Source organism: Cupriavidus sp. GW821-FHT07C08 (assembly GCF_059419025.1).
The window spans coordinates 47,237-71,140 of record NZ_JBWKQZ010000019.1; the positions used below are offsets into that span (position 1 = coordinate 47,237).

The 23,904-nt window shown below is 64.2% G+C and carries 20 protein-coding genes; 7 read left to right on the plus strand and 13 right to left on the minus strand.

Going from position 1 to position 23,904, the window contains the following annotated elements; genetic code table 11:
- Window positions 1-54: 54 nt before the first annotated feature.
- Window positions 55-2,499: a TonB-dependent receptor gene (locus AC07UK_RS22735; protein WP_436223659.1), complete on the plus strand. Its 2,445-nt coding sequence runs from the start codon at window positions 55-57 to the stop codon at window positions 2,497-2,499.
- Between the two features lie 138 nt (window positions 2,500-2,637).
- On the plus strand, window positions 2,638-2,970 hold the full coding sequence (locus tag AC07UK_RS22740; protein WP_436223660.1) for a hypothetical protein: 333 nt from the start codon (window positions 2,638-2,640) through the stop codon (window positions 2,968-2,970).
- A gap of 37 nt (window positions 2,971-3,007) precedes the next feature.
- Here AC07UK_RS22740 and AC07UK_RS22745 read toward each other — a convergent pair whose 3' ends face one another.
- Together AC07UK_RS22745 and AC07UK_RS22750 are read right to left on the minus strand one after the other, a co-directional pair.
- Complete coding sequence (locus AC07UK_RS22745) at window positions 3,008-3,781, minus strand: GntR family transcriptional regulator (protein WP_436223661.1); 774 nt, start codon at window positions 3,779-3,781, stop codon at window positions 3,008-3,010.
- Window positions 3,782-3,960: 179 nt separating this feature from the next.
- A complete protein-coding gene (locus tag AC07UK_RS22750) occupies window positions 3,961-4,986 on the minus strand; it encodes an AraC family transcriptional regulator (RefSeq protein ID WP_436223662.1) in 1,026 nt (341 codons plus the stop codon).
- Window positions 4,987-5,113: 127 nt separating this feature from the next.
- On the opposite strand from AC07UK_RS22750, the gene AC07UK_RS22755 reads away from it, so the two are divergent.
- Window positions 5,114-6,025: a TauD/TfdA dioxygenase family protein gene (locus AC07UK_RS22755; RefSeq protein WP_436223663.1), complete on the plus strand. Its 912-nt coding sequence runs from the start codon at window positions 5,114-5,116 to the stop codon at window positions 6,023-6,025.
- A 159-nt stretch (window positions 6,026-6,184) separates the two neighbouring features.
- On the opposite strand, the gene AC07UK_RS22760 is transcribed toward AC07UK_RS22755, so the two are convergent.
- The 9 genes from AC07UK_RS22760 to cyoA all read right to left on the minus strand — a co-directional run bounded on the left by AC07UK_RS22760 (window position 6,185) and on the right by cyoA (window position 16,177).
- Window positions 6,185-7,180, minus strand: coding sequence for a Bug family tripartite tricarboxylate transporter substrate binding protein (locus AC07UK_RS22760; protein ID WP_494686303.1), 996 nt, complete (start codon window positions 7,178-7,180; stop codon window positions 6,185-6,187).
- 258 nt (window positions 7,181-7,438) lie between these two features.
- Window positions 7,439-8,500 carry a beta-keto acid cleavage family enzyme gene (locus AC07UK_RS22765; protein WP_010809758.1) on the minus strand — a complete coding sequence of 354 codons (1,062 nt, stop codon included), beginning with the start codon at window positions 8,498-8,500 and terminating at the stop codon, window positions 7,439-7,441.
- Window positions 8,501-8,571: 71 nt separating this feature from the next.
- Window positions 8,572-9,552, minus strand: coding sequence for a quinone oxidoreductase family protein (locus AC07UK_RS22770; protein WP_436223665.1), 981 nt, complete (start codon window positions 9,550-9,552; stop codon window positions 8,572-8,574).
- 219 nt (window positions 9,553-9,771) lie between these two features.
- Window positions 9,772-10,764, minus strand: coding sequence for a Bug family tripartite tricarboxylate transporter substrate binding protein (locus tag AC07UK_RS22775; protein WP_436225314.1), 993 nt, complete (start codon window positions 10,762-10,764; stop codon window positions 9,772-9,774).
- Window positions 10,765-10,937: 173 nt separating this feature from the next.
- The gene (locus AC07UK_RS22780; protein ID WP_494686304.1) at window positions 10,938-11,924 is read right to left on the minus strand and encodes a hypothetical protein; all 987 of its coding nucleotides are present in this window, start codon (window positions 11,922-11,924) and stop codon (window positions 10,938-10,940) included.
- A gap of 59 nt (window positions 11,925-11,983) precedes the next feature.
- A complete protein-coding gene (gene cyoD / locus AC07UK_RS22785) occupies window positions 11,984-12,409 on the minus strand; it encodes a cytochrome o ubiquinol oxidase subunit IV (protein ID WP_436223667.1) in 426 nt (141 codons plus the stop codon).
- On the minus strand, window positions 12,406-13,062 hold the full coding sequence (gene cyoC / locus AC07UK_RS22790; protein ID WP_436223668.1) for a cytochrome o ubiquinol oxidase subunit III: 657 nt from the start codon (window positions 13,060-13,062) through the stop codon (window positions 12,406-12,408). The genes cyoD and cyoC overlap by 4 nt, the downstream gene beginning before the upstream one ends.
- Window positions 13,055-15,058, minus strand: a complete 2,004-nt coding sequence (gene cyoB / locus AC07UK_RS22795; protein ID WP_436223669.1) for a cytochrome o ubiquinol oxidase subunit I — start codon at window positions 15,056-15,058, stop codon at window positions 13,055-13,057. The genes cyoC and cyoB overlap by 8 nt, the downstream gene beginning before the upstream one ends.
- 81 nt (window positions 15,059-15,139) lie before the next feature.
- Window positions 15,140-16,177 (minus strand): ubiquinol oxidase subunit II, encoded by a 1,038-nt coding sequence (gene cyoA / locus AC07UK_RS22800; protein WP_436223670.1) that lies wholly within the window; start codon window positions 16,175-16,177, stop codon window positions 15,140-15,142.
- A gap of 177 nt (window positions 16,178-16,354) precedes the next feature.
- Here cyoA and AC07UK_RS22805 point away from each other — a divergent pair, with 177 nt between their 5' ends.
- The 3 genes from AC07UK_RS22805 (at window position 16,355) to AC07UK_RS22815 (ending at window position 19,604) form a co-directional block, all read left to right on the plus strand.
- On the plus strand, window positions 16,355-17,674 hold the full coding sequence (locus tag AC07UK_RS22805; protein WP_316154080.1) for an MFS transporter: 1,320 nt from the start codon (window positions 16,355-16,357) through the stop codon (window positions 17,672-17,674).
- A gap of 111 nt (window positions 17,675-17,785) precedes the next feature.
- A complete protein-coding gene (locus tag AC07UK_RS22810) occupies window positions 17,786-18,694 on the plus strand; it encodes a DMT family transporter (protein ID WP_436223671.1) in 909 nt (302 codons plus the stop codon).
- A gap of 349 nt (window positions 18,695-19,043) precedes the next feature.
- Window positions 19,044-19,604 (plus strand): cysteine peptidase family C39 domain-containing protein, encoded by a 561-nt coding sequence (locus AC07UK_RS22815; RefSeq protein ID WP_436223672.1) that lies wholly within the window; start codon window positions 19,044-19,046, stop codon window positions 19,602-19,604.
- A gap of 320 nt (window positions 19,605-19,924) precedes the next feature.
- Here AC07UK_RS22815 and AC07UK_RS22820 read toward each other — a convergent pair whose 3' ends face one another.
- Window positions 19,925-20,971 carry a hypothetical protein gene (locus AC07UK_RS22820; protein WP_436223673.1) on the minus strand — a complete coding sequence of 349 codons (1,047 nt, stop codon included), beginning with the start codon at window positions 20,969-20,971 and terminating at the stop codon, window positions 19,925-19,927.
- Here AC07UK_RS22820 and AC07UK_RS22825 point away from each other — a divergent pair.
- Entirely contained in the window at window positions 20,970-21,212 is a 243-nt protein-coding gene (locus tag AC07UK_RS22825) for a hypothetical protein (RefSeq protein ID WP_436223674.1), read from the plus strand. The genes AC07UK_RS22820 and AC07UK_RS22825 overlap by 2 nt on opposite strands.
- Window positions 21,213-21,719: 507 nt before the next feature.
- On the opposite strand, the gene ppk1 is transcribed toward AC07UK_RS22825, so the two are convergent.
- On the minus strand, window positions 21,720-23,855 hold the full coding sequence (gene ppk1, locus AC07UK_RS22830) for a polyphosphate kinase 1 (RefSeq protein ID WP_436223675.1): 2,136 nt from the start codon (window positions 23,853-23,855) through the stop codon (window positions 21,720-21,722).
- Window positions 23,856-23,904: the final 49 nt, after the last annotated feature.

Genomic DNA, 23,904 nt, shown 5'->3' on the forward strand with positions numbered 1-23,904 from the left:
GGGCAAGCGCTACCCAATGCAGGTATCGCACCGCTTATCCGGAGGAGACGGAACATGCCAGCCAACCCGCGCCCCGCACCGCCAGGGCAGGCGCCGCGCGACACCGTGGCTTGCCGCGGCAGGGCCAGCCGCGGCGCCGCCACCGCGATTGCCGTGGCGGTCGCCCTGATGATGGCCCAGCGGCCCGCTGTTGCGCAGCAGGACACCGCTGTCCCAAACCAGGACAGCGCCACGCTGCCGGAAGTCCTGGTGGTGGCCGCCGCGCCGCTGCCAGGCATCGGCGTGGACAGCGACCTGGTGCCCTACACCGTGCAGACCGTGCGCGGCGACGACCTGGACCGGTCGCGCGCCGGCAACCTGGCCGAGTACCTGTCCCGCAACCTGGCCGGCGTCAACGTCAACGACATCCAGGGCAGCCCGTTCCAGACCGACATCACCTACCGCGGCTTCCGTGCCTCGTCCATTCCGGGCGTGCCGCAGGGCCTGTCGGTCTACCTGGACGGCATCCGCGTCAACGAGCCCTTCGGCGACGTGGTCAGCTGGGACATGATCCCGGAAGCCGCGCTGGCGAGCGTGTCGCTGGTGTCCAGCGCCAACCCGGCCTACGGCCTCAATACCCTGGGCGGCGCGCTGGCCATGACCACCCGTTCCGGGCTGGACTCGCCCGGCTTCACGGCCGACCTGTCCTACGGCAGCGGCGCCCGCAAGCGCGCCGACCTGTCCGGCGGCATGCGCAGCGACAGCGGCTGGCACGCATTCGCGGCCGGCACCCTGTTCCAGGAGCATGGCTGGCGCGACCAGTCGGGCGGCCGGCTTGGCAACGTCTTCGCCAAGGCTGGCTATGCGGGCGACACTGACAGCTGGGACGTGTCCGTGCTGCACGGCCGCAGCACGCTAACCGGCAACGGGCTGGTGCCCAGCTTCCGCGCCAGCGGCAATGGCACGCTGCCAGACCTCTACCAGGCCAACCGCCGCGCCGTGTACACCTACCCCGACCAGACCCGCAACCAGTTGACCCAGGTCGCGGTCAACGGCCGCCACTGGTTCGACGACAAGACCAGCGCCGCCGCGCTGGCCTACGTGCGCACCAGCCGCCGTGACACCACCAACGGCGATGTCAACCCCGCCTACGAGGCCTATGCCGAAGACTGCGAGGACGGCTTTGCGCCCGACGGCAGCCCGCGCGGCGACGCCTGCGGCATGACCCGGGCCGAAGGCGCCGCGCTGCATCCCGCCATGATCAACACCACCCATATGTGGCAGCAGACCGTCGGCATGGCGCTGAGCATGGCCAGGGAGACCGACCACCACCTGCTCAACGCGGGCCTGACCCTGGACCGCAGCCGCCTGACCTACTCGCAGTACGCCCAGCCCGGCACCTTCACCGACGACCGCGGCGCCGTGGCCGACCCGGACGCCCCCAACGCCCTGTTCTCAGGCGTCGGCGGCAGCTCGCGCATGCTCGGCCTGTACCTGTCCGACACCTGGTCGCTGACCCCCAGCACCTTCCTGACAGCCTCGGCCAGGTGGAACCACGTCGCGGTAAGCAACACCCTGCGCAACAGCGACGGCAGCGAACAGCCGCGCGAGAGCTTTACCTACCGCCGCCTCAACCCGGCGCTGGGGCTCTCGCAGAAGCTGGGCGGCGGCGTCACCGTGTTCGGCGGCTACGCCCAGAACAACCGTGTGCCCACCGTCCTCGAACTCGGCTGCGCCGACCCGGAGCGGCCCTGCCGCCTGCCGGCCGGCCTGCAGGCCGACCCCTACCTGAAGCAGGTGGTCTCACATTCCTACGAAGCAGGCGTGCGCTGGCACCGCGGCAAGGACACCGAAGTCACCGCGTCGCTCTACCGCATCGACAATCACGACGACATCCTCTTCCTGCGCGCGCCGAACACCCAGCTCGGCTATTTCGCCAACTTCGACCGCACCCGCAACCAGGGCCTGGACCTCACCGCCCGCCAGCGCGTGGGCGATGTCACGCTGCGGCTTGCCTACAGCTATCTCCAGGCCACCTACCAGGCCGCCGGCCAGCTTGCCGCCGGCGAACGCACCATCGACATCCGGCCCGGCATGCGCATGGCTGGCCTGCCCCGCCATACGCTCAAGCTGGGCCTCGACTGGCAGGCACTGGCCGGCCTGACGCTTGGCGCCGACCTGGTGGCGGTGTCAAGCACCGTCTCCAGCGGCAACGAAGACGGCCTGCGCAGCAACCCGCAACCGGGCGCGCCGCCGAAGACCGCCGACTGGCATGTGCCCGGCTACGCCACCCTCAACCTGCGCGCGGCGTACAAGGTGAACAAGCGGTTTGAGATCTATGCGCGCGTGGCCAATGTCTTTGACCGGCGCTACGAGACCTATGGGCAGATCGCGAATGATGTGTTCCCCGGCGGCAGCCTGGTGCGCCCGCATGTGGCACCGGGGGATGCCGCCAGCGCGCTGTTCGTGGCACCGGGCGCGCCGCGGAGCTTCTGGCTGGGGGTGGTGTTCCGGATGTAGCAAGCCAGGCAGGTTCCGCCGAGCAATGCGGCGCGGGCCGGCATGCAGTGAACCTGTCGGCCCGCACCCCGGGGCGCGCTACTATTCGCCTGACGCGGCGTCTTTGCCTCGAGCGTCAGCCCTCCCCCCCAACCCGTCATGACCCGCATTGTCCGCATCGCCCTCCGCACCCTGGCATCCGCAGGCCTCATATTCCTGAGCAGCGCGCATGCCACCGACATCGACTGCGATCCGTCGGCCACGCCTGCCAGCGCCACGCAGGCGCAGCGCCTGATCTGCGAATCCGCGCTGTTTTCCATGGGCTACCAGCGCATCTACGCCGACCAGCAGCGTCTGCTCAAGGCGCGGGCAATCACTGAGGCGGACATTGCAGCGTTCCGCAAGAAGCGGGACCGTTGCGATTCGGCGTCCTGCCTGGACACGGTCTTCCGGGAATGGAATGCGTTCGCCAGCCGGGCGCGGGTCCCTTGACCGGAGAGCCATAGCGGGCAGTCCCGCCCGCGCGGACTCAGAAAGCGCTGGCTGGCACAGCGCCGTGGCCGGCAGGGCCGGCCTTGCCTTTCTGGACGCCGGATGCCAGGGCACGGATGGCGGCTTCGCGGGAGTTTCCGATGCGCTTGTGCGCGGTCTCCAGGACCGCATCGATATCCCGCCTGGTTACGGCGCGCTGCAGGGCACGCCAGGTCTTGAAGGAATTCTCCAGCGACCCGGGACGGGAGGCGAGCCCCAGCCGCACATAGCGCAGGACCCGCAGCGAGATGGAGTTCAGCAGCTCCCCGACCAGCCGGTTGCTCGACAGGTCTGCCATGGCCATGTTCGCCAGGAAGGTCACGCTGATATAGGCGTCCACGGATTCCTCGACGGCCTTGCCGAGCCGCGGCATGAATTGCTCGAACAGCGCATCAAGCGCGTCCGCGCGCTCTTCCATCAGCTGCCTGAGCAGAATGGCAAACAGTGCATCCCGCACGACGTAGATATCCCGCAGATCCTGGGCATTGGGCTCGGTGACAATGGCGCCGCGCCGCGCGCGGAACTCGATCAGCCGCTCCCGCTCCAGGATGCGCAAGGCCTCGCGCACTGGGGCACGGCTGACCTCCAGGACCTCGCTGATGTCCTTCTCAAGCAGGCGTTGTCCCGCGTGGATCACGTCGATCGTAATCAGTCCCGCCAGCCGCACCGCAATCTGGTCAGCAACGGATGCCGACCAGTCGCGTCCATGCATAAGCGCCTGCTCGACCGCCAGCGTGACCGGATTCTGCGGTGTTTGCGGCGCAAGCAGCAACTGCAGTTCTGGCGTGTTGGTAGTCTTGAGTCTGCCCATGAGGGGTAAATCCTTCCGATTATTGGGGAACCGGTCGGGTGTTGCCCTCGATCGGCGCTGCACCGCTCGCAGCGTCCAAGATCTTACCTTACGTGGCGTATCGGGCGGATGGCCGGGCGTGGCATTGCGGCCGGTGCAGGCTAAGCAGTCGTCTTTCGGCGCACTGTGCCGCGTGTGGCCCGGCTCTCCTTGGGGCTGCAGCCAAATTGCGCGTGATACCAGCGCGAAAATCCGCTCGGCGCGGAAAAACCGAGTAGCGTCGCCACCTCGGTCAACGGGCGATCGCTTTCGATGACATGACGCGCGGCGAGTTCCGTGCGGATGTCGTTGACGATCGACGAGAAGCTCTGCCCCTCTTCCGCCAGCCGGCGCTGGACCGTGCGGCACACCACGCCCAGGTGGTCCGCCACCTGCTCGATGCTGCAACGTCCGCTGGGCAACAGCAGCAGGACAATGCGCCGCACGTCCTCAAGCATGGTCGCCTGCTGCGACATGACAGACGCGTCTATCAGCTGCTGCGCGTAGCGCGCCATGGCCGGATCGGCAGACGGGTTGCGTGCATCGAGATCGGCCTTCGCGCAGATGATGCAGTTGAAGTCATAGTCGAACTCGACGCAAGGGCCAAAAAACCGATGGTGCGTGCTAAGGTCGCGCGGCGCCGGGTGCTCGAAGCATACGCGCCGCGGCTCCCAGTCGGGCTTGAGAAGCTGGCGTATCAGCCGCACCATTACCCCCAGCGCCAGTTCAACCCTTTGGCGCGTGGGCTGATGTGCACTGCCAGCGATGACCGCCTCGCGAATAATGACCAGTTCGCCGCACTCCTCTACCGCCAGTGACAGCGCACCGTTGAGCAACGCCTGATAGCGCATCAGCATGCGAAGCGAGTCGCGCAGCGTTGCCTGGTCGCGGATCAGCAATCCTACGGCCCCAAGATTCGACAACAGCCGCGACTCGGCCATGCACAGTCCGAAACTCTCGTTGCCAGACAGGGTTGCTGACGCCTGCAGCAGCCGTCCGACACGCTCCACCGGAATCATGAGGTCCGGCTCGTGCAGCACGCTCGGACTTAACCCCGCGTCAAGGAGCATCCGCACCGGGTCCAGTCCGGCGGCTCGAGCGACCTCGCTGTAGTTGGTGAGGGCCGCAGCGCGGACTAGTGACGACATTGGCGGTCAGAGTAGAACATTGACATGGAATGATAAATCCCAGTCATGTACTGTCAAGCGGGAGAAACCCGTCACATCCAGACTCGCAAGCATCCATCGGCGTAATCGACAATAGGAGACAGCGTTCATGATTCAGCGCCTCAAAGCGGCACCCGCAGTGGTCCGCGCAACCTCTCTGGGCAATTCGATCCAGGTCGAGCAAGTCACTTGCACGATCGGTGCGGAGCTCAGCAACGTCAACCTCGGTGCGGCTGCCGAAGACGACCAACAGATGGCGGAAATCCGTGCCCTGCTCCTGAAGCATCGCGTGCTGTTCTTCCGCGACCAGGACATCACGCGCGCGCAGCACGTGGCCTTTGCACGCCGCTTTGGCGAGCTGGAGGACCATCCGGTGGTGGGCAGCCATCCCGATTACCCGGGACTGGTTCAGATTTACAAGACCCCGGACAGCCCTCCCGATCGCAACGAGAATTCCTGGCATACCGATGCCACCTGGCGCGAAAAGCCACCGCTAGGCTGCGTGCTGCGCTGTATCGAGTGCCCGCCCGTGGGCGGCGACACGATGTGGGTCAACATGGTCGAGGCCTATAACCAGTTGCCCGAGGAGATCAAGACGAAGATCGCCGCATTGCGCGCGCGCCACGGCATCGAGGCCAGCTTCGGTGCCGCCATGCCGATCGAAAAGCGTCTTGCACTGAAGGCTCAGTACCCGGATGCCGAGCACCCGGTTGTGCGCACCCATCCTGAAACCGGAGAGAAGATCCTGTTCGTCAACGGAAGCTTTACGACGCACTTCACCAATTACAACGTGCCCGACAACGTCCGCTTCGGGCTGGACAAGGCGCCGGGTGCCAGCAATTTGCTGAACTACCTGGTCAGCCAGGCCACCATCCCCGAATACCAGGTGCGTTTCCGCTGGAAGAAGAACAGCGTTGCGTTCTGGGACAACCGTTCAACCCAGCACTACGCAGTGATGGATTACCCACCGTGCCACCGGAAGATGGAGCGCACCGCCATCATCGGTGACGCGACTTACTGAAAGATCGACGTGATCGGTCGGGCATCTGAACCCCGCTTCTGGCTATGGCGAGTGGCCGCGGGCCGAAGCGTTCATGCGCAAACGCTCGTGATCGGGCTTGACCAGGGCCTGCCGCAACGGTAGTCACCCAGCCAGCTGCGCGGCCAGGTGACTGCCGTATTACTCTGGCTGGTAGTTAATGGACTTCAGCAACGCGGCCTGTTGCTGGTATGCCTGCTTCAGCTCCGCCATCATCTCTTCCGAGGTGACGGCATTCCCCTGCTCCATGCCCATATCCTTGACGCGGTTCTGCACTGCGGGTTGCTTGAAGTACGCCAGCGTCGCCTCGCGGATTTTTTGCTGGACTGCCGGAGCGACATCCGGGCGCGACCACACGGCGAACCAGCCTGCCTGCGCCAGCTGCGGGTAGCCGAGCTCCTTGAACGTAGGCACATCCGCCAATGCGGAAATTCGGCTTGGATAGGCCACCGCAATCGCTTTGATCTTGCCCGCCTTGATCAACGGCAATGAGGTAGTCACGCCATCGAACATCAGCGGCACGTGGCCGCCCATCAGGTCGTTCAATGCCGGAGGCGAGCCCTTGTAGCCAACATGCCGCATTGGCACATGGGTGAGTTGCCCGAGCAGAATGCCCGAGGTGTGGCCCCTCAACCCCGCAGCGTAAGACGCGAAAACCAGGCCGTCCTTCTGCGATTTGCCGTAGTCCACCAACTGCTTCAGGTTGGAGACAGGCACATCCTTGTTGGCAACCAGCACCAACCCCGTGCGGCTGACCTGGGCCAGGGGCTTCAGGTCGGCAAAGGGCTTGTAATGGACCTTGTAGGCCAACGGCGCTTCGCTCACCACGCCGCCCTGGATGACCAGAAGGGTATGACCATCCTTGCCGGTGGCCTGCAAATCGCTGATCGCCAGCGCACCGGCGGCACCAGGCTTGTTTTCTACGATAACCGGCTTGCTCCATGCCTTCTGCAGGCCTTCCGCCAGCAGCCGCGCCAAAGCGTCGGCGCTGCCGCCGGCAGGCCCTCCCACCACCAGGCGGATCGGCTTGCTTGGCCAATCCTCCTGGGCCTGGGCCACGGGCATCCCGCCGACGACACCAACTCCGATCGCCAAGGCGTATCCGCGCCACCATAAGTTTTTGGTCCGCTTCCTCATGTCTGTACCTCTTGATTGCCGTCTTTTCTCCATTCTCGGATCGCTCCACGTCAACCGGCTTGACCGATCACGACAAGTTGTTGTCGATTCGCGCAAACAGAGGGAAAACCCTGCTCGCAGTATCGGCCACACGGCAATCGAGGTCTTGAGGGTCCACGGCAGCAAGGCGAAAACGGGACGCATACCGTCGCGGGTCCCGCCTTCGGCACTTACCTGGTGGGTCCAGGCTGCCCGGCCGTCAGTTCCGCCAAGGGCTCTTTACATGCATTCGGCCTTGCGCAGGAAGCCCTGGTGGCCACCGTTACGATTGGGTGCGAAGCCATTCTTCTGAAGCGTCTCTTCCACCGTGTCATAGAAGACCCCAAGCTGCAAGATCTCCCGGGTCTGCTGCGCCGTCGCGATGGGGCGACCAAATTCGCCGGCGATACGCACCAGTTGCTTGATCTGCTCGACGGTGCTCATCTTTCCCGTGCGGGTCTGGTTCCAGAGTACGTCCTCGATGCCACACCGCACATGCAGGCCCAAGGCCATGCCGATCATATTGATGGGAAGCACATTCAGCACCGAACTCTCCACCGTTACCACGGCTCCGTCCGGCACAGCTCGCAGGATGTTTGCCAGGTTGTAGATGTTCGCCTGATCCATGCCTCCGCTGATCGCCACCCAGTTCATCACCAGCGGGCCCTTGTAGACGCCGCGGCGAATCATCCGCTCAATCGTTTCAAAGCTGTTGATGTTGTAGCACTGAAACTCACTCTGGATTCCGGCGGCGGTCAGACGTCGAACGTGCTCCTCGAACCAGCTGGGATTCGAGGGCACGACCATGTCCTTGTAGGTATCGTAGAGGTGCGCGAACCCTCGCGACAGTCCCTTGAAATCATCCACACCAGCATGCTCCGTCACATTCATCTGCGAGGTGTTGACGGTCACCGTGACCTGGTCGGGCTTGGGATCGAGTTCGGCCAGCATATGCCGCGTGTCATCGCTAAGCCATTTGGCGCCCTGGCCCTCTTCAGGCGCGAAGCTGATAGAGCCTCCCACCTGGATGACCATTTCCGGACAGGCCTTGCGCACGCCGGCGATCAGCTCATTGAACTTGGACAGGCGCTTGCTGCCCTTGCCGTCCTCTTCGCGCACGTGCAGATGCAGCACTCTCGCACCGGCTTCGTAGCAATCCACCGCCTTCTGGATCTGATCCGCCATGGTGACAGGGATATCTTCCGGAAAATCTGACGGGATCCAGCCCGGCGCATAGGGAGCGGCGGTGATGATCAGAGGCTGCTGGTTCTCGGGATACAGGTGGCCGTCAAGGAAGTTCATGTTGATGGATCTCCGGGTTGAGATGCGAATCTTGAGAATGTCGAATTGGATGAGAGCGCTGCTTCGTGCTGTCAGATCACGAAAATCGACGAGCCGGTGGTCTTTCGAGACTCCAGGTCCCGGTGTGCCTGCACTGCATCCTCCAGGGCATAGCGCTGATTGATCCCGATGCGGATGCGGCCGGCCGCCACGTGGCCGAACAGCTCGCCGACCAGTTCCGCCTTCTCGGCAGGATCGGCGATATAGTCGGCCAGGCCCGGGCGCGTCAGGAATGCCGAGCCTTTGCGGGCCAGAATTGCCGGATCGAACCCGTTGACCGGGCCGGAGGCGAAACCCACGCACACCAGCAGGCCGCGGCGCTTGAGGGAGTCCAGCGAGGACATGAAGGTGTCCTTGCCCACGCTGTCGAAGACCACGTTTACGCCCACGCCGTCCGTCAGTTCCCGCACGCGCTTGGCCACGTCCTCATGGCTGTAGTTGATGGTGTGGTCACAGCCGTGGGCGCGCGCCACTTCGGCCTTGGCATCGGTGGAAACCGTGCCGATCACCGTCAGCCCCAGCAATTTGGCCCACTGCGAAACAATCAGGCCAACACCACCTGCCGCGGCATGCAGCAGGATGGAGTCGCCCGCCTTGAAGGGGTAGATTCGGCGCATCAGGTAGGCCGCTGACAAGCCCCGCATGGTCATGGCCGCGGCGACTTCGCAACTGATGGCCTCAGGCAGCTTGATCAGCGGATCGGCAGAGATCAGCCGGTCCGTGCTGTAGGCGCCCAGCGTGTTGGTAAATCCCGTATAGGTCACACGGTCGCCGACCGCCAGATGGCTAACGCCGGCACCGACGGCCTCGATCACGCCAGCGGCCTCGTTGCCGATGCCGCTGGGCAGCGGAACCTTGTAAGTGCCGCTGCGGAAGTAGGTATCGGCAAAGTTCAGGCCTGCCGCCACGTGGCGGACGCGGACCTCCCCCGGTCCGGGCTCACCAACGCTGCCATCCTCAAAACGAAGGACGTCGGGTCCGCCTGTTTCATAAAACTTAACGAGTTTTGCCATGTCGTCTCCTGTGCTCTATCGAATATGACCGTTCACGTGCGGATCGCCGCTTGAATTCGCCAAAGGACAACCGGTTTGGTGACGCAGTGGATCGGTTGATGTCTGAGTGTCTTTCGCGACGATTGAATCATGTGGCAAGGCGCGATGTTCCGCTTAACCTTGCACGCCTTGAACTTTCCTTCTTGTGACAAGGATCCGCTGGCGCAGGGGCGCCAGCTCCTATTCGTCGACCTTGATCCCTGCGTCGTTGGCGATCTTCGTCCAGACTTGCAGATCGTTCCGGACGATCTCGCCCAACTGCGCGGAGGTCTTTACCGGAGGTGGCTCGAAGTTCAGTCTCTTCATCAGCGCCGCGATCTCCGGCAATGCCTGCACCTTGTTGGCCTCATCGGCCAGCCGCTTCACGATCGCCGGACTGGTTCCGGCCGGCGCGAACATGCCGAACCATCCCACCGTATTGAACTTGTAGCCCTGTTCGCTCATCGTCTTGACGTTGGCAAGCTGTGGCGAGCGCACGTTGCCGACAATGGCAATGCCACGCACCTTCCCCGAGCGCAGGAACGGAACCGCCACGCTGGGATCAGTCCAGCCGATCTTCAGCACCCCCGAAGAAAGCTCGGTGAGCAGTTGACTGGATGTCCGATACGCGACGTGCTCGGTCTTCATGCCGGTCTGCTTCTTCAGCCATTCCATCGTCAAGTGCGCGGACGAGCCGGTGGCCCAGCTGCCATAGCTGTACTTGTCCGGATTCGCCTTCACCAGCTCGATGAGTCCTGGCAAGTCGTGCACCGGCAGGTCCGGGCTCACCAGCAGCAACACCCCACCCGCGGCTGTCTGCGCGATCGGCACGAGGCTCTTCCTTGCCTCCTGGGATACGGACTTCATGACAGCCGGCGCAACCACCATGTTGGATGCCGTTGTGTAGAGAATCGTGTAGCCGTCCGGCGCCGCCTTGAGAACGGCATTGGTCCCGATCACCCCGCTGCCGCCCGGCCGGTTCTCCACGACCACAGCCTGCTTCAGCGATTCGGAAAGGCGTTGCGCCATGGCCCGCGCCAGCGCGTCGGTTCCCGACCCGGGAGACGACGGAACGATCATTTGAATCGGGCGCGCGGGCCAGGCTTCCTGTGCCTGCACGGGCCCCGGTGCGCCCAGGGCAATGATTGCCCCGGCGCACAATGTGATGGCGAGCAGCTTTTTCAGTGATGACATCGTCGTCCCCATGTTCTCTCGACTATTTCCCAGCCTGAAAAGTGCTGCCAGCCCGCACCACTGTGCGGCAAGCGATTTCTACCAGCTCAGGCTATCGTGCGCCCAATCATAGCAGTCGTATTTTTTATTGTCGACATGAATATATTGGCGTGTCGTGAGGTGCCGCAATCGACTCAGTCCGGCCTCTTTCCCGTTGGCGCCGTGCCCTCCGCCGCAGCCGCCTCGAAGGCGTCGAACATCAAATCGGGGGCGCTGGTGTTGTGACGCGACCGGACCGTACGGCCGAATCGCACCGCGGTCGCCTGGATTGAAGTGACGGCCATCACCGGCTTCCTGATGGCCTCACCAGCCGGCCCGGTGGTCCAGGTGACTTCGCTCGCGTCTGCGTTGTCGTCGGCAACATACATGGAACGCAGCATTGCAAACGGACGTCTGGCGTCATGGGCCGGCAGAAACCGGACATCGAGCGCCGTACGGATGTCGCTGATTTCAGTGATCGTGACCGTTGCCTGGCCTCCTTCCGTGAAATGCAGCCTGAAGGCCAGGGCCTGCGGCTCGATTTCTATCCGCGCGATGTTGACCACCGGGCGCCCTTCCTGCTCTACCGGCCCCAGCAGGAACGAAGAGCCATACGCATTGACACCCAGATGGCGGGCTGGCAACGGTTTCGCCCGCCAGTAGCCATCGGCGGGATAGAGCACCAGGACCTCGGTACGCGTCCGGCCAGCTTTCCGGAACACCTGGATCAGGTGAAAGCCGGCATCGGCCCTGCCCGCTACCGTGACCGGGACCCGATGTGGCCGCCAGAAGCTGGCGAACGTGATGCCGACAATGGCAATGTTCCTGTCGTCATGAAGGATGACCGTGCGCGGCACGAAGACATGGCGCGGATCAGTCGGGTGAGGCGTCTTGCCGAAGTTGCACCCGGAGAAATCCGGCGCGGAGCTGTCAATGCGGATGGCGTTGACGTAGGGGGGATGCAATGCCTGGATCCGGAACCTGCCAACCGCGGCGGCGGACAGGGCGAACGAGACATTGTCTTCTTCCGCACAAGGGCCTGGCGTGCTGAAGTTCTCGACCTCCACGGCCAGCTGCTGCGCGCAAGCCGGCACGGAAAGCAGCGCCAGGCACAGGGTCGCGACCAGGCGCGTTGCGCGCATGCCAGGCCCCGTGAACGGGAACGAGGCGGGAATCCATTCCCGCCGCCGCGGGCCCGTGCCTACTTGGTCCTGGGCGGCACGATCGCCGTGCCGGCGTCTGTCGTGCGCTCATGCTGCAGGGTCGGCATCATGTTGCTGTTCAGGTGGAACATCACCCATAGCGAACCTGTCAGCGTGATCACCACCAGCACCAGCGTGAACATCAGCGACAGCATGTTCCAGCCGCCCTCCGACCTGGCGTTCATGTGCAGGAAGTAGATCATGTGCACCACGATCTGCACGGCGCCGATCAGCAGGATGACGATGGCGGTGGTGGACGACTTGTCGAACACCTTTCCCATCACCAGCCAGAACGGGATGGCGGTCAGGAAGACGGACAGCACGAAGCCCGTCAGATAGCCGCCCAGCGTGGCGTGCGGCCCCACTTCCTCGTCATGTCCATGGCTGTGTCCGTGGCTGTCCAGCGTTTCGTCGTGCGCGCTCATGGCAACGCTCCCATCAGGTAGACGAAGGTAAAGACGCCGATCCAGACGACGTCGAGAAAGTGCCAGAACATCGACAGGCACATCAGCCTGCGCTTGTTGGCCGTGATCAGCCCGTGCTGCGCCACCTGGGTCATCAGCACGGTCAGCCAGATGATGCCGCACGTCACGTGCAGCCCGTGGGTGCCGACGAGCGCGAAGAACGAGGTCAGGAACGCACTGCGCTGCGGCCCTGCGCCCTCATGGACCAGGTGCGCGAACTCATAAAGCTCGACCGCCAGGAACCCCGCGCCGAAGACCCCCGTGATGGCCAGCCAGATCTGGGTGCCGGCGATGCGGTTCTGCTGCATCTGCAGCATGGCAAAGCCGTAGGTGATCGACGACAGCAGCAGGAACGAGGTGTTCAGCGCCACCAGCGGCAGCTCGAACAGCTCTGCCCCGCTCGGTCCCCCCGCATACTCCCGGCCCAGCACGCCATACGCGGCGAACAGGCACGCGAATACCAGGCAGTCGCTCATCAGGTAAAGCCAGAACCCGAGCAGCGTCCCGTTCTGCGGGTGATGGTCTTCGGGCAGGTAGAACTGGTAGCCGCCCGGCGGGGCCGTGTCCGCGGCGGCGGTGCCGCTCACATGGTTGGGAAAGGTCGTGTCAGCCATGGCCTGCCATCCGTTGTGTGCGCGCCGCCTCGGTCTGGACCACCAGATCGGCCGGGAGGTAATAGTCGCGCTGGTAGTTGAACGTATGGATGATCGCGCCGATGATCGTCGCCGCGAACGCTGCCGCCGCGAGCCACCAGATGTGCCAGATCAGCGCAAAGCCGCAGAGCGTGGAGAACCCCGCGAGCACGATGCCGGCCGCGGTGTTCTTCGGCATGTGGATCGGAATAAAGCCCTGCTGCGGCCGCGCGTAGCCATTCTGCTTCATGTGCCACCAGGCGTCGGTGTCGTGCACCACCGGCGTAAAGGCAAAGTTGTACTGCGGCGGCGGGGACGACGTCGACCATTCGAGCGTGCGGCCGTTCCACGGATCGCCGGTCAGGTCGCGAAGCTCCTCGCGGTGGATGAAGCTGACTACCAGCTGGACCAGGAAGCAGGCGATGCCGATGGCGATCAGCAAGGCGCCGAACGCAGCCAGCTGGAACCAGGCCTGGTAGGTTGCATCCTCGAAATGGCTCATGCGCCGGGTCACCCCATGCAGCCCGAGCCAGTACAGCGGCATGAACGCAAAGTAGAAGCCGACCAGCCAGAACCAGAACGATGCCTTGCCCCAGGACGAGACCAGGCGATAGCCAAATGCCTTCGGGAACCAGTAGGTAATGCCTGCCATCAGGCCGAACAGCACGCCGCCGATGATCACGTTGTGGAAATGCGCGATCAGGAACAGGCTGTTGTGCAAGGAGAAGTCAGCGGGCGGCACCGCCAGCAGCACGCCGGTCATGCCGCCGATCACGAACGTGACCATGAAGCCGATGGTCCAGAGCATCGGGGGCTCGAAGCGGATCTTGCCGTGGTACATCGTGAACAGCCAGTTGAAGATCTTGGCACCGGTCGGGATCGAGATGATCATGGTGGTGATGCCAAAGAACGAATTGACGCTGGCGCCCGATCCCATCGTGAAGAAATGGTGCAGCCAGACCAGGTACGACAGCACGGTGATCACCACCGTGGCGTAGACCATCGACGCGTACCCGAACAGGCGCTTGCGGCAGAAGGTGGCGACCACTTCCGAGAACACCCCGAACACGGGAAGCACAAGGATGTACACCTCCGGATGGCCCCATATCCAGATCAGGTTCACGTACATCATGGCGCTGCCGCCCTGCTCGGTGGTGAAGAAATTGGTGCCGGCGTAGCGGTCCAGCGCAAGCAGTGCCAGCGCCGCGGTCAGCACCGGGAACGCGGCGATGATCAGCACGTTGGTGCACAGCGCGGTCCAGGTGAAGATCGGCATGCGCATCAGCGTCATGCCGGGCGCCCGCATCTTGACGATGGTCACAAGCAGGTTGATCCCGGATAGCAAGGTCCCTACCCCGGCCACCTGCAGCGCCCAGATGTAGTAGTCGACGCCGACGTCAGGGCTGTGGATGATGCCGGACAACGGCGGATAGGCCAGCCAGCCGGTGCGCGCGAACTCGCCCACGAACAGCGACATCATGACCAGGATGGCACCGCCCGTGGTCATCCAGAAGCTGAAGTTGTTCAGGAACGGAAAGGCCACGTCGCGGGCGCCGATCTGCAGCGGCATGACGAAGTTCATCAACCCCGTGACCAGCGGCATGGCCACGAAGAAGATCATGATCACGCCGTGCGCGGTAAAGATCTGGTCGTAGTGGTGCGGCGGCAGGTAGCCAAGGTTGTCGCCGAACGCGACGGCCTGCTGGATGCGCATCATGACCGCATCGGCAAAGCCGCGCAGCAGCATCACGATGCCCAGGATCACATACATGATGCCGATCTTCTTGTGGTCGATGCTGGTGAACCATTCCCGCCACAGGTAACCCCAGAGACGGTAGTAGGTAAGCGCCGCGACCAATGCGCCCCCGCCGAGCACCACCACGAGGAAGGTGCCGAGCAGGATGGGTTCATGCAGCGGGACGGCCTCCCATGAAAGACGGCCGAAGATCAAATTGGCGAGTTCCGAGCGCTCGGGCATGTTTGTCACCTGGGGCCTGAATTAACCAACCATGGCCGATGGGGCTGGCCAGTACCGCAAGGGAAGATCCGGATCCGCGCCTTACTGCAGCATCACCCGGCCGTCATTGCGCGCGAACACCGGTGCTGTGGCCGGGGTGTTGCGCGCCGTGCAGACCGCGCCGGACGGGTCGAATTTTCCGCGGCTGCGATCAAGCGCCATGGTGTCCGCCATACACGGCCCGCCGCCCACGCAACGGTTCAGGATCAGGTCGTAGAGGCCTGGCGCCACGTTGGCATAGCGTTGCACCGCTTCGCGCTCGCTGGGCTGCGCAAGCTTGAGGTAGGTGTCCGTGGACAGCCCCTGGCCCGATGACTTGACCTGCTGGATCCAGCGCTCGAAGTCCTCGCTCGACAGCCCGTGGAACTTGAAACGCATGTGCGAGAAGCCCGCGCCGCTGTAGTTGGCGGAGAAGCCTTCATACACGCCGGACTTGTTGATCACGGCATGCAGCTTGGTTTCCATGCCGGGCATGGCGTAGACCATGCCGGCCAGCGACGGGACGAAGAATGCGTTCATCACCGAGGTGGCGGTGATGCGGAAAGCAATGGGCCGGTCGACCGGTGCAGCCAGCTCGTTGACGGTGGCGATGCCCTGCTCGGGATACAGGAACAGCCACTTCCAGTCCATCGCCACCACCTCCACCGTCAGCGGCTTCACGTCCGCCGCCACCGGCCTGCCTGGTTCGAGCCGCGTCAGCGGGCGGTAGGGATCGAGCTGGTGGGTGCTGACCCAGGTCACGGCGCCCAGCGCGATGATGATCAGCAGCGGCGCGGCCCAGATCGCCAGCTCAAGCACCGTGGAGTGGTCCCAGTCGGGGTTGTAGGGCGCGTCGGTTGCGCTTTCCCGATAGCGCCACGCAAACAGCAGCGTAAGGATGATCACCGGAACGATGATCAGCAACATCAGGCAGGTGGCGATGATGATCAGGTCGCGCTGGCGCACGGCCATGTCTCCGGATGGCGCAAGCAGCACTGCATTACAGCCGGCCAGGCACGCCAGCATGACTGCGGCGGCACACCGAAGCAGTAATCTTCCCTGCACACGTCTTAGCGGCACTACAGCGTCGAAGCGGCCCATAGTCTCGGATGTGGCGTCTGAGGAATATCGGCAAACTGCCGGTGAACCCACCTTTCGTTTTTCTATGGCAGTTTAGGCGCTATTCTTGTCTGTGCGAGACTTAAGAGCCAATTTCATCCGAATGGGGTCGGCTCCACGTGCAGTATCGAAGCACTCCTGCCAGAAGGAGACTTGACGATGGCCAGCCTCACCCACCAGCATCGCGCATCGCCGACTGCACCTCCGGCGCCCGGCCACCACCAGGTGGCACCCGCCGAGATCGCCACCGGGGTGGTGATCGGACGCGCCTCGGAGTACTTCGACTTCTTCGTGTACGGCATCGCCTCCGTGCTCGTCTTCCCGGCGGTCTACTTTCCGTTCGCGGGCGAGCTGGCCGGGCTGCTCTACAGTTTCACGATCTTCTCCTTTGCGTTCATCGGGCGCCCATTCGGCACCGCGCTGTTCATGCGCATCCAGCGGCGTTGGGGCCGGGGCATCAAGCTGACGGCGTCACTGTTCCTGCTTGGCACGGCCACGGTGGGAATTGCATTCCTGCCGTCGTACGCATCGATCGGTGCAGCGTCGATCTACCTGCTGGCGCTGTTCCGCTTCCTGCAGGGGATTGCGTTCGGCGGGTCGTGGGACGGGCTGCCGTCGCTGCTGGCGCTCAACACGCCGGAGAACAAGCGCGGCTGGTATGCGATGGTGGGCCAGCTCGGTGCGCCCACCGGCTTTATCATCGCCAGCTCGCTGTACCTGTTCCTGCATGCCAGCCTGACCCCGCCTGAATTCATCGAATGGGGCTGGCGCTATCCGTTCTACGTGGCCTTCGCCATCAACGTCGTGGCGCTGTTTGCACGGCTGCGCCTGGTGGTGACCCATGAATACACGCAGCTGCTCGAAGAAGACGAGCTGGAGCCGATCAGCACCTTGCAGATGGTGAACGCGCAAGGCTTCAACATCTTCCTGGGGGCCTTTGCCGCGCTGGCCAGCTATGCGCTGTTCCACCTTGTCACGGTGTTTCCGCTCTCCTGGGTGATCCTGCACCGCACGCAGGACATCTCTGACGTGCTGGCCGTGCAGATCGTGGGCGGCTTCATCGCGTTCATCGGCACGCTGCTATCCGGCTGGATCGCGGACCGCATCGGCCGGCGCACCACGCTGTCGGCAATGGCCGTGCTGATTGGCATCTTCAGCCTGGCAACGCCGTGGCTGCTCGGTGGCGGCGCCACCGGCCAGGACACCTTCATCCTGGTCGGCTTCGGCCTGCTGGGCCTGTCGTACGGGCAGGCCGCGGGCGTAGTGACGTCAAACTTCGAACGCCGTTTCCGCTACACCGGTGCCGCCCTGACCACGGACTTCGGCTGGCTGTTCGGCGCCGCCTTTGCGCCGCTGGTGGCGCTGGGGTTGTCATCGCTGTTCGGCCTGGCGGCGGTCAGCCTCTACCTGCTGTCTGGCGTGATCGGCACCCTGGGAGCGTTGCGCATCAGCCGCGCGCTCGGGACACCCGACCAATGACTACGGTCATGGCCTGCGCAAGGCCATGACACATTCCCCCTGGATCTTGGCGCCAGGCGCCCCGGCGCCGTGCATGGCGGATAATGCGCTTTTTACAAGCGCCCCATCCCCATGCACGCAAGCAGCAACATCACTGGACGCATCGACTGGACAACGCTGTTCCTGCTTACCTTCCCGCCCCTGAGCTGGGCCGGCAATGCCATCGTCGGCCGCCTGGCCGCCGGCACGGTGCCACCCATCACGCTGAACTCTGTGCGCTGGGTGCTGGCCGGGCTGCTGCTGGCACCCTTTGCCTGGCGCGGCGTGATCGAGCACCGCGCGGCACTGCGCCGGCACGCCGGCGTCATCACCGCGCTGGGCGTGCTTTCGATCGCCAGCTATAACGCCCTGCAGTACCTGGCGCTGACCACCTCGACACCGATCAACGTGACGCTGATCGGCGCATCCACTCCGCTGTTTCTGATCGTGATCGGCGCGATCTGTTTTGGCGAACGGGTGAAGCCATGGCATGTCGCCGGGGCGCTGCTGTGCATGGTAGGCGTGACCTTCGTCCTGGTACGCGGCGAGCTGGGCCGGCTCGCCCAGCTGGACCTGGTCGCCGGCGACCTGTTCATGCTGGCCGCCACCATCGCCTGGAGCGGCTATACCTGGCTGCTGCGCAAACAGCGTCCCGCCATGCCCCTGCCCGTGCTGCTGTTCGCGCAGATCGTCACCGGCGTACTGGCAAGCGCGCCCGTGACAGCATGGGAGCTGATGACGCTGGACCAGCCCCTGCAATGGAACGGCAAGGTCGCGGCCATCCTGCTCTATGTAGCGACCATTCCTTCGCTGCTCGCCTACTTTGCCTGGGACCGCGCCATCGCCCGCGCGGGCGCTCAGTTGCCGGTGTTCTTTATCACCCTGACACCGGTGTTCGCCGCCCTGCTGTCCACGCTGCTGCTGGGCGACTGGCCCCGCTGGTACCACGCAGTGGGGCTGGCCGCGATCGCGGCGGGGATCTGGCTGGCACAGCGGCGTTGAGGGGGCCGGCCGGTCCGCGCCAGGGAACAGGCATGCCCCGGGTGTTTCAATCCTGAATCATTCTTGCCGCGGCGGCACTAGCCTGTTTGCATGATGGGCTCGCGCACCCTGGTGCACTACCCTCGCAGTAGAGCTCACACCACTGAAGCCGGGGGGAATCATGGGTGAACGGAATCCGCGCGCGCGACATGCGCCGGCTGACCTTGCACTATGCGAGGCGCCAGCAGAAGACATCGAAGCTGAATCAGCGCGACCACGGCGCACCCAGCAACCCAGGACAACGCCTGCGGTGCATCGCGGCACTTCCGACCTGTCTTTCATGACTGGCCGCCGGGAGCCTCCTGCCGCAATGAGCCGGCTCACGGGTGCGGACGATCCGATGCTGGGCTGCCTGCTGTTGCTGAACCGGGCCTTGCAACGGACGGTGCCTGCAGCGGTCCTGCTGGAAGGGCTGCCGCTGGACGGGCAGGCCCTGACGTTGCCGCTGCTCTGCGCCGCGGCGGCGCGCGCCGGCTTGTCGACCCGGCTGGCGGAACGCGAGCTCGACGATATCCCGGATACCTCGATACCGGCCATCCTGTTGCTGGACAAGAACAGGCCATGCGTACTGCTGCAGCGCTGCGAGCACGGACGGCTCCTCGTCGCCCTGCCAGGCTGGGGCGGTGGGGTGCAGGAAGTCAGCCGCGAGGAACTGCTGGCCCAGTACAGCGGGCACGCCGTCTTCGCACAGCCCGCGCTGCAAGCGGACGAGTCAGCCGAAACGGAGCCGGCACAGCCGTGCCCGTTGCCCGGCGACGCGATGCGGCCATCATGGCGGCGCCGTTGGAAGCGGCTGCTTGCCGCGACCCTCAGGGTACTATGCCTGCGGGGCAGGCTGCCGGCTGAAGATGTGGCCCGCGCTGGTGGCTAGCGCGGCGCTGATGACACATCAGCATGTCGGCGATGCCGACGTGTTGCCCGAACTGCTCCGCCAGATCCCCACCGATAGGTCATGTTGAGCGGAAACAGCACGTCGTAGCGGTGGCCGACGTCATCGTTCAGGCCGGCCGGGGCCCTCCCCGATCCGCACTGTCCCGGTATGCAACAGGTCAAACCGAACGGGCTGCACGCAGTCGTTCACCATGCCAGGCACCACGGAAAAAATGAAAGGAGGCAGGACAATTTGCCCTGCCTCCCCTCAGGTGCGCATCTGCCTCCCCCGAGACAGACGCGCGCCCCCATCCAACCGGCTTATTTGACGCAGGCGAGGTTGACGGCGAGGCCTCCCCAATCGGTGGCCTGGTTGTTGTCGACCTGTACCTGCAGCTTGTCGTTGTGGCTGACGGTACCGGCCGGCACCTCTTCACTGCAGTTCTGCAGGCCGTTGGTGACTTTGCAGCTCAGATCCTTGACGGGCGTGAGGGTCACTGACGCGCCGGACCCCGTCACCTTGTACACCGAGATGTCCAGCGTTCCCTGCACCTTGCCGAGTGTGGAGGCAGTGAGCGTGACCTTGGCGCAATCGTAGGGGATCACGACACCGAAATCCGACGGCAACGGCACCGCCCCGCCGGCGCCGGTCATGGCATAGCGGCCGCGGCTGAGCGTGTCTGGCACGTTGAAATTGCCGTTGTAGATGGTGCCTGTCCCTGCGGTCGCGCCCGAGGTCGGCCACTTGCCGCCCGCCTTGGGACCGTACAGCGTCGAGGTCGTGGTGTCGAAATAGAAGTCGCCGTCGACGCCGATGTCGTCGGTCGGCGCACCGCTGCCGTAAAGGATGTGACCGCCATTGCCTGCAGTGCCGCCACCGGTGCCGCCGGTGCCGCCGCTGCCGCCCGGCTGGGTGACCAGCGTGACCCCTGCCGGCCACACGTCATTGGCCTTGGGCCCGTACAGCGTCCAGGTGTTGGTGTCGAGGTAGTAGTCGCCATTGTTGCCGACACTGTTGGCTGGCGCCCCCGCGCCCGTCAGGACGACGCCGCCGCCGGTGCCCGACCCGGTGCCGCCACCCATCTGGACGCCCGGCGGCCACGTGCCGTTTGCCTTGGGCCCGAACAGGGTCGAGGTGGTGGTATTGATGTAGTAGTCGCCGTTGTTGCCGACGCTGGCAGTCGGATCGACGGAGCCGGACAGGATGGTGTTCCCGGCCGTGCCGGTATTGCCGGTGCCCGCTACCGAAACCCCTGCCGGCCACACGCCGTTTGCCTTGGGCCCGAACAACATCCAGGTCACGGTATTCAGGTAGAAGTCCCCGTCTTTACCGATCCCGGGCCCGGGATCGGTGGTACCCGACAGCATGGCGCTGCTGCTGGCCGCGGTCTGCGTTGTTGGCGACGTGGGTGACGTGGGTGACGTCGGCGTTGACGTTGACGTGCCGGTGCCTGGTGCTGTAGTGGCGGCAGTGGTAGAGGTCGAGTCGCCCCCGCCTCCCCCGCAACCTGCGACCGTGATGACGAGACAGGCGAGCGGCAAAGCCGCCAGCTTCATGTGGATGCGTTTCATGGATGGACCCCCTTTCCTTGGCCTTTTGAGCACGTAAATTCGATGGCTTTGGCGGCGCCAACGATGAGGTCAATCTAGCTGGCGGAATTGGAATGGAAAATCGGCCCTATGGACGAGCTACGGTTATAGGGAATGGCGTCCCGCGCGCGGATGAAAATGCGCCGCGCCACCGGCGCGCAGGATAATGTCGGAGCGCGCGGCACTGGTCATGGGGAACAGTCGCCGCGAGGCTGTGGGATTCCCGTGAAGCCTTGCAGGACAAGGCATTGCCGGTCATGGAAAGTCGTTTCCGGAGGTTCCGGCAGGCACCGCGGAACTGGTATCCGGGGCCCCGGAAAATGCGGTCAATCCCCACTGAAGGGGAATACTGGCGCGAGCTGAACGGCTTAGCGAGGAAGTAGTAGACAGGCCGCCAGAGCGATCGAAAAAAGTATGTATAGAAAATGAAACGTCATGGGCCACATCAAATATGCGGTGGCCTGCTTCGATCCGCGGATTCAACCGGCCATTCGCGTGCGGATGATGCGGCGCCCTTATGCAGGGCTCACGTCAAAGCCGCCAGCAGGATATTCTGCGCAGCCTCGCCGTCACGCGAGGCCTGACGCTCGTATCTACCGTCCGGCGTCATCTGCCAGGCATCACACCGGTCTGCCAGGTACGGCTTCAGCCCTTCCGCGATGACGCGCTCCTTCAACCCGGCATCGAGGATGGGAAAGCAGATCTCGATGCGCCGGGACAGGCTTCGTTCCATCCATTCACCGCTGGACAGCATGACCCTTTCCGCGCCGCCGTCGTGAAAATAAAAGATGCGCGAGTGTTCGAGAAACCGGCCCATGACCGATTTCACCGCAATGTTCTCCGACAAGCCGGCAACGCCGGGGCGCAGCGCACAGGCGCCCCGGATGATCAGGTCGATACGGACACCGTCGCGTGAGGCGTCGTACAGCGCCTGGATCAGGTCAGGCTCCAGCAGTGCATTCATCTTGACTACGATCCATCCCTTGCGACCGGCCCTGGCGTGCGCGGCTTCGCGCCGGATCGCCTCAAGCAATGCCTGCTTCATCGTGAAGGGCGATTGCCAGATATGGGTCATGCAATGGGTCTGGCCACGGCCGGTCAGCTGGCTGAACACTTGCGCCACATCCTGCGTCAGCGACTCATTGCATGTGAGCAATCCAAAATCCGTATAGGTGCGCGTGGTCTGGTGGTGATAGTTCCCGGTGCCTAGATGCACATAGCGCCGGAGTTTTCCACCCTCGCGTCGCAATACCATGACCATCTTGGCGTGCGCCTTGAAGCCGACGACCCCGTAGATGACATGCGCGCCGACTTCCTCCAGTTGCGTCGCCCAACCGATATTGGCCTCTTCATCGAAGCGGGCCAGCAGTTCCACCACGACGGTGACTTCCTTGCCGTTGCGCGCGGCCTCGATGAGTGCCGAGAGCAGGACCGAATCGTGCCCGGCCCGATACACCGTCTGGCTGATTGCCACCACATCGGGGTCCTGTGCCGCCTGCACGACAAAGTCCACCACCGGTGTGAACGACTGGAACGGGTGATGCAGCAGGATGTCGCCCTCGCGAATGGCGCGGAAGATATCGGCATGCTCGTGCAGCACCTTCGGCAGGCCGGCCCGGAAAGGCAGGTACTTCAGTTCCGGCCGGTCCACCTGATCCGGCACCTGCATCAGGCGAACCAGGTTGACCGGTCCGTTGACGGAGAACACCTCGCTTGCCGCCAGGCCGAACTGCTGCTGCAGGAACGCAGTCATTGCCGGCGTGCAGTTATCAGCCACCTCCAGCCGGACCGCATCACCATAATGACGGTGCGGCAGTTCGCCTTGCAGCGCCTCGCGCAGGTTCTTGACCTCTTCCTCGTCCACGAACAGCTCGCTGTTGCGGGTCACGCGGAACTGGTAGCAGCCGCGCACCGTCATGCCACTGAACAGCTCGCCGACGTGGGCATGCAGGATGGAAGAAAGGAAAACAAGGCCATGCTCGCATCCGGCGATCTCCGGCGGCAAGGCGATCACCCGCGGCAGCGCTCGTGGCGCCTGCACGATCGCATAGCCGGAGTTGCGCCCGAACGCATCCTTGCCCTCGAGCTCGACGGCGAAGTTCAGGCTCTTGTTGAGAACCCGTGGAAACGGATGCGCCGGGTCCAGCCCGATCGGTGTCAGGACCGGCATCAGTTCGGCGAAGAAGAACTCGCGGATCCATTCCGCCTGTGCTGGGTTCCACGAGGGCCGCCGCAAGAAGCGGATCTGCTGCTCGGCCATGGCCGGAATCAGCATGTCATTGAACAGGCGGTACTGCTGATCAACCAGCTCCCGGACCCGTTGGTTGACCCTGGCATAGACCGCCTGCGGCGTCAGCCCGTCCGGGCCGACCACCGGAGACTGAAGCAGGCACTGCTCCTTCAGGCCGGCCACGCGGATTTCGTAGAACTCATCCAGATTACTGCTGAAGGTACACAGGGAACGCAGGCGCTCCAGCAGCGGCACTGCAGGATCGGCGGCCTGCTGCAGCACGCGGCCGAAGAACTCCAGCTGGCTGAGCTCGCGGTTGATATAGAGCTCATTGCCATTCAGCAGGCCATCCGGGTCGACCGCGGTGCCGAGGCGCTCCTCCCCCGCGGCCATCGGCGACGCATTCTGCATGGGATCGGATTCGGGTTTCATGGTGTGAGTGCCTGTGCGGGGGAATCCTTCCCGATTCTAGCTGGCGTAT

Bases quoted from the DNA above. Each gene is read 5' to 3' on its own strand.
- AC07UK_RS22735 (WP_436223659.1), top strand. From the start codon at position 55: ATGCCAGCCAACCCGCGCCCCGCACCGCCAGGGCAGGCGCCGCGCGAC.
- AC07UK_RS22740 (WP_436223660.1), top strand. From the start codon at position 2,638: ATGACCCGCATTGTCCGCATCGCCCTCCGCACCCTGGCATCCGCAGGC.
- AC07UK_RS22750 (WP_436223662.1), bottom strand. From the start codon at position 4,986: ATGTCGTCACTAGTCCGCGCTGCGGCCCTCACCAACTACAGCGAGGTC.
- AC07UK_RS22755 (WP_436223663.1), top strand. From the start codon at position 5,114: ATGATTCAGCGCCTCAAAGCGGCACCCGCAGTGGTCCGCGCAACCTCT.
- AC07UK_RS22760 (WP_494686303.1), bottom strand. From the start codon at position 7,180: ATGAGGAAGCGGACCAAAAACTTATGGTGGCGCGGATACGCCTTGGCG.
- AC07UK_RS22765 (WP_010809758.1), bottom strand. From the start codon at position 8,500: ATGAACTTCCTTGACGGCCACCTGTATCCCGAGAACCAGCAGCCTCTG.
- AC07UK_RS22770 (WP_436223665.1), bottom strand. From the start codon at position 9,552: ATGGCAAAACTCGTTAAGTTTTATGAAACAGGCGGACCCGACGTCCTT.
- AC07UK_RS22775 (WP_436225314.1), bottom strand. From the start codon at position 10,764: ATGTCATCACTGAAAAAGCTGCTCGCCATCACATTGTGCGCCGGGGCA.
- AC07UK_RS22780 (WP_494686304.1), bottom strand. From the start codon at position 11,924: ATGCGCGCAACGCGCCTGGTCGCGACCCTGTGCCTGGCGCTGCTTTCC.
- cyoD (WP_436223667.1), bottom strand. From the start codon at position 12,409: ATGAGCGCGCACGACGAAACGCTGGACAGCCACGGACACAGCCATGGA.
- cyoC (WP_436223668.1), bottom strand. From the start codon at position 13,062: ATGGCTGACACGACCTTTCCCAACCATGTGAGCGGCACCGCCGCCGCG.
- cyoB (WP_436223669.1), bottom strand. From the start codon at position 15,058: ATGCCCGAGCGCTCGGAACTCGCCAATTTGATCTTCGGCCGTCTTTCA.
- cyoA (WP_436223670.1), bottom strand. From the start codon at position 16,177: ATGGGCCGCTTCGACGCTGTAGTGCCGCTAAGACGTGTGCAGGGAAGA.
- AC07UK_RS22805 (WP_316154080.1), top strand. From the start codon at position 16,355: ATGGCCAGCCTCACCCACCAGCATCGCGCATCGCCGACTGCACCTCCG.
- AC07UK_RS22810 (WP_436223671.1), top strand. From the start codon at position 17,786: ATGCACGCAAGCAGCAACATCACTGGACGCATCGACTGGACAACGCTG.
- AC07UK_RS22815 (WP_436223672.1), top strand. From the start codon at position 19,044: ATGAGCCGGCTCACGGGTGCGGACGATCCGATGCTGGGCTGCCTGCTG.
- AC07UK_RS22825 (WP_436223674.1), top strand. From the start codon at position 20,970: ATGGCGCTGCTGCTGGCCGCGGTCTGCGTTGTTGGCGACGTGGGTGAC.
- AC07UK_RS22820 (WP_436223673.1), bottom strand. From the start codon at position 20,971: ATGCTGTCGGGTACCACCGATCCCGGGCCCGGGATCGGTAAAGACGGG.
- ppk1 (WP_436223675.1), bottom strand. From the start codon at position 23,855: ATGAAACCCGAATCCGATCCCATGCAGAATGCGTCGCCGATGGCCGCG.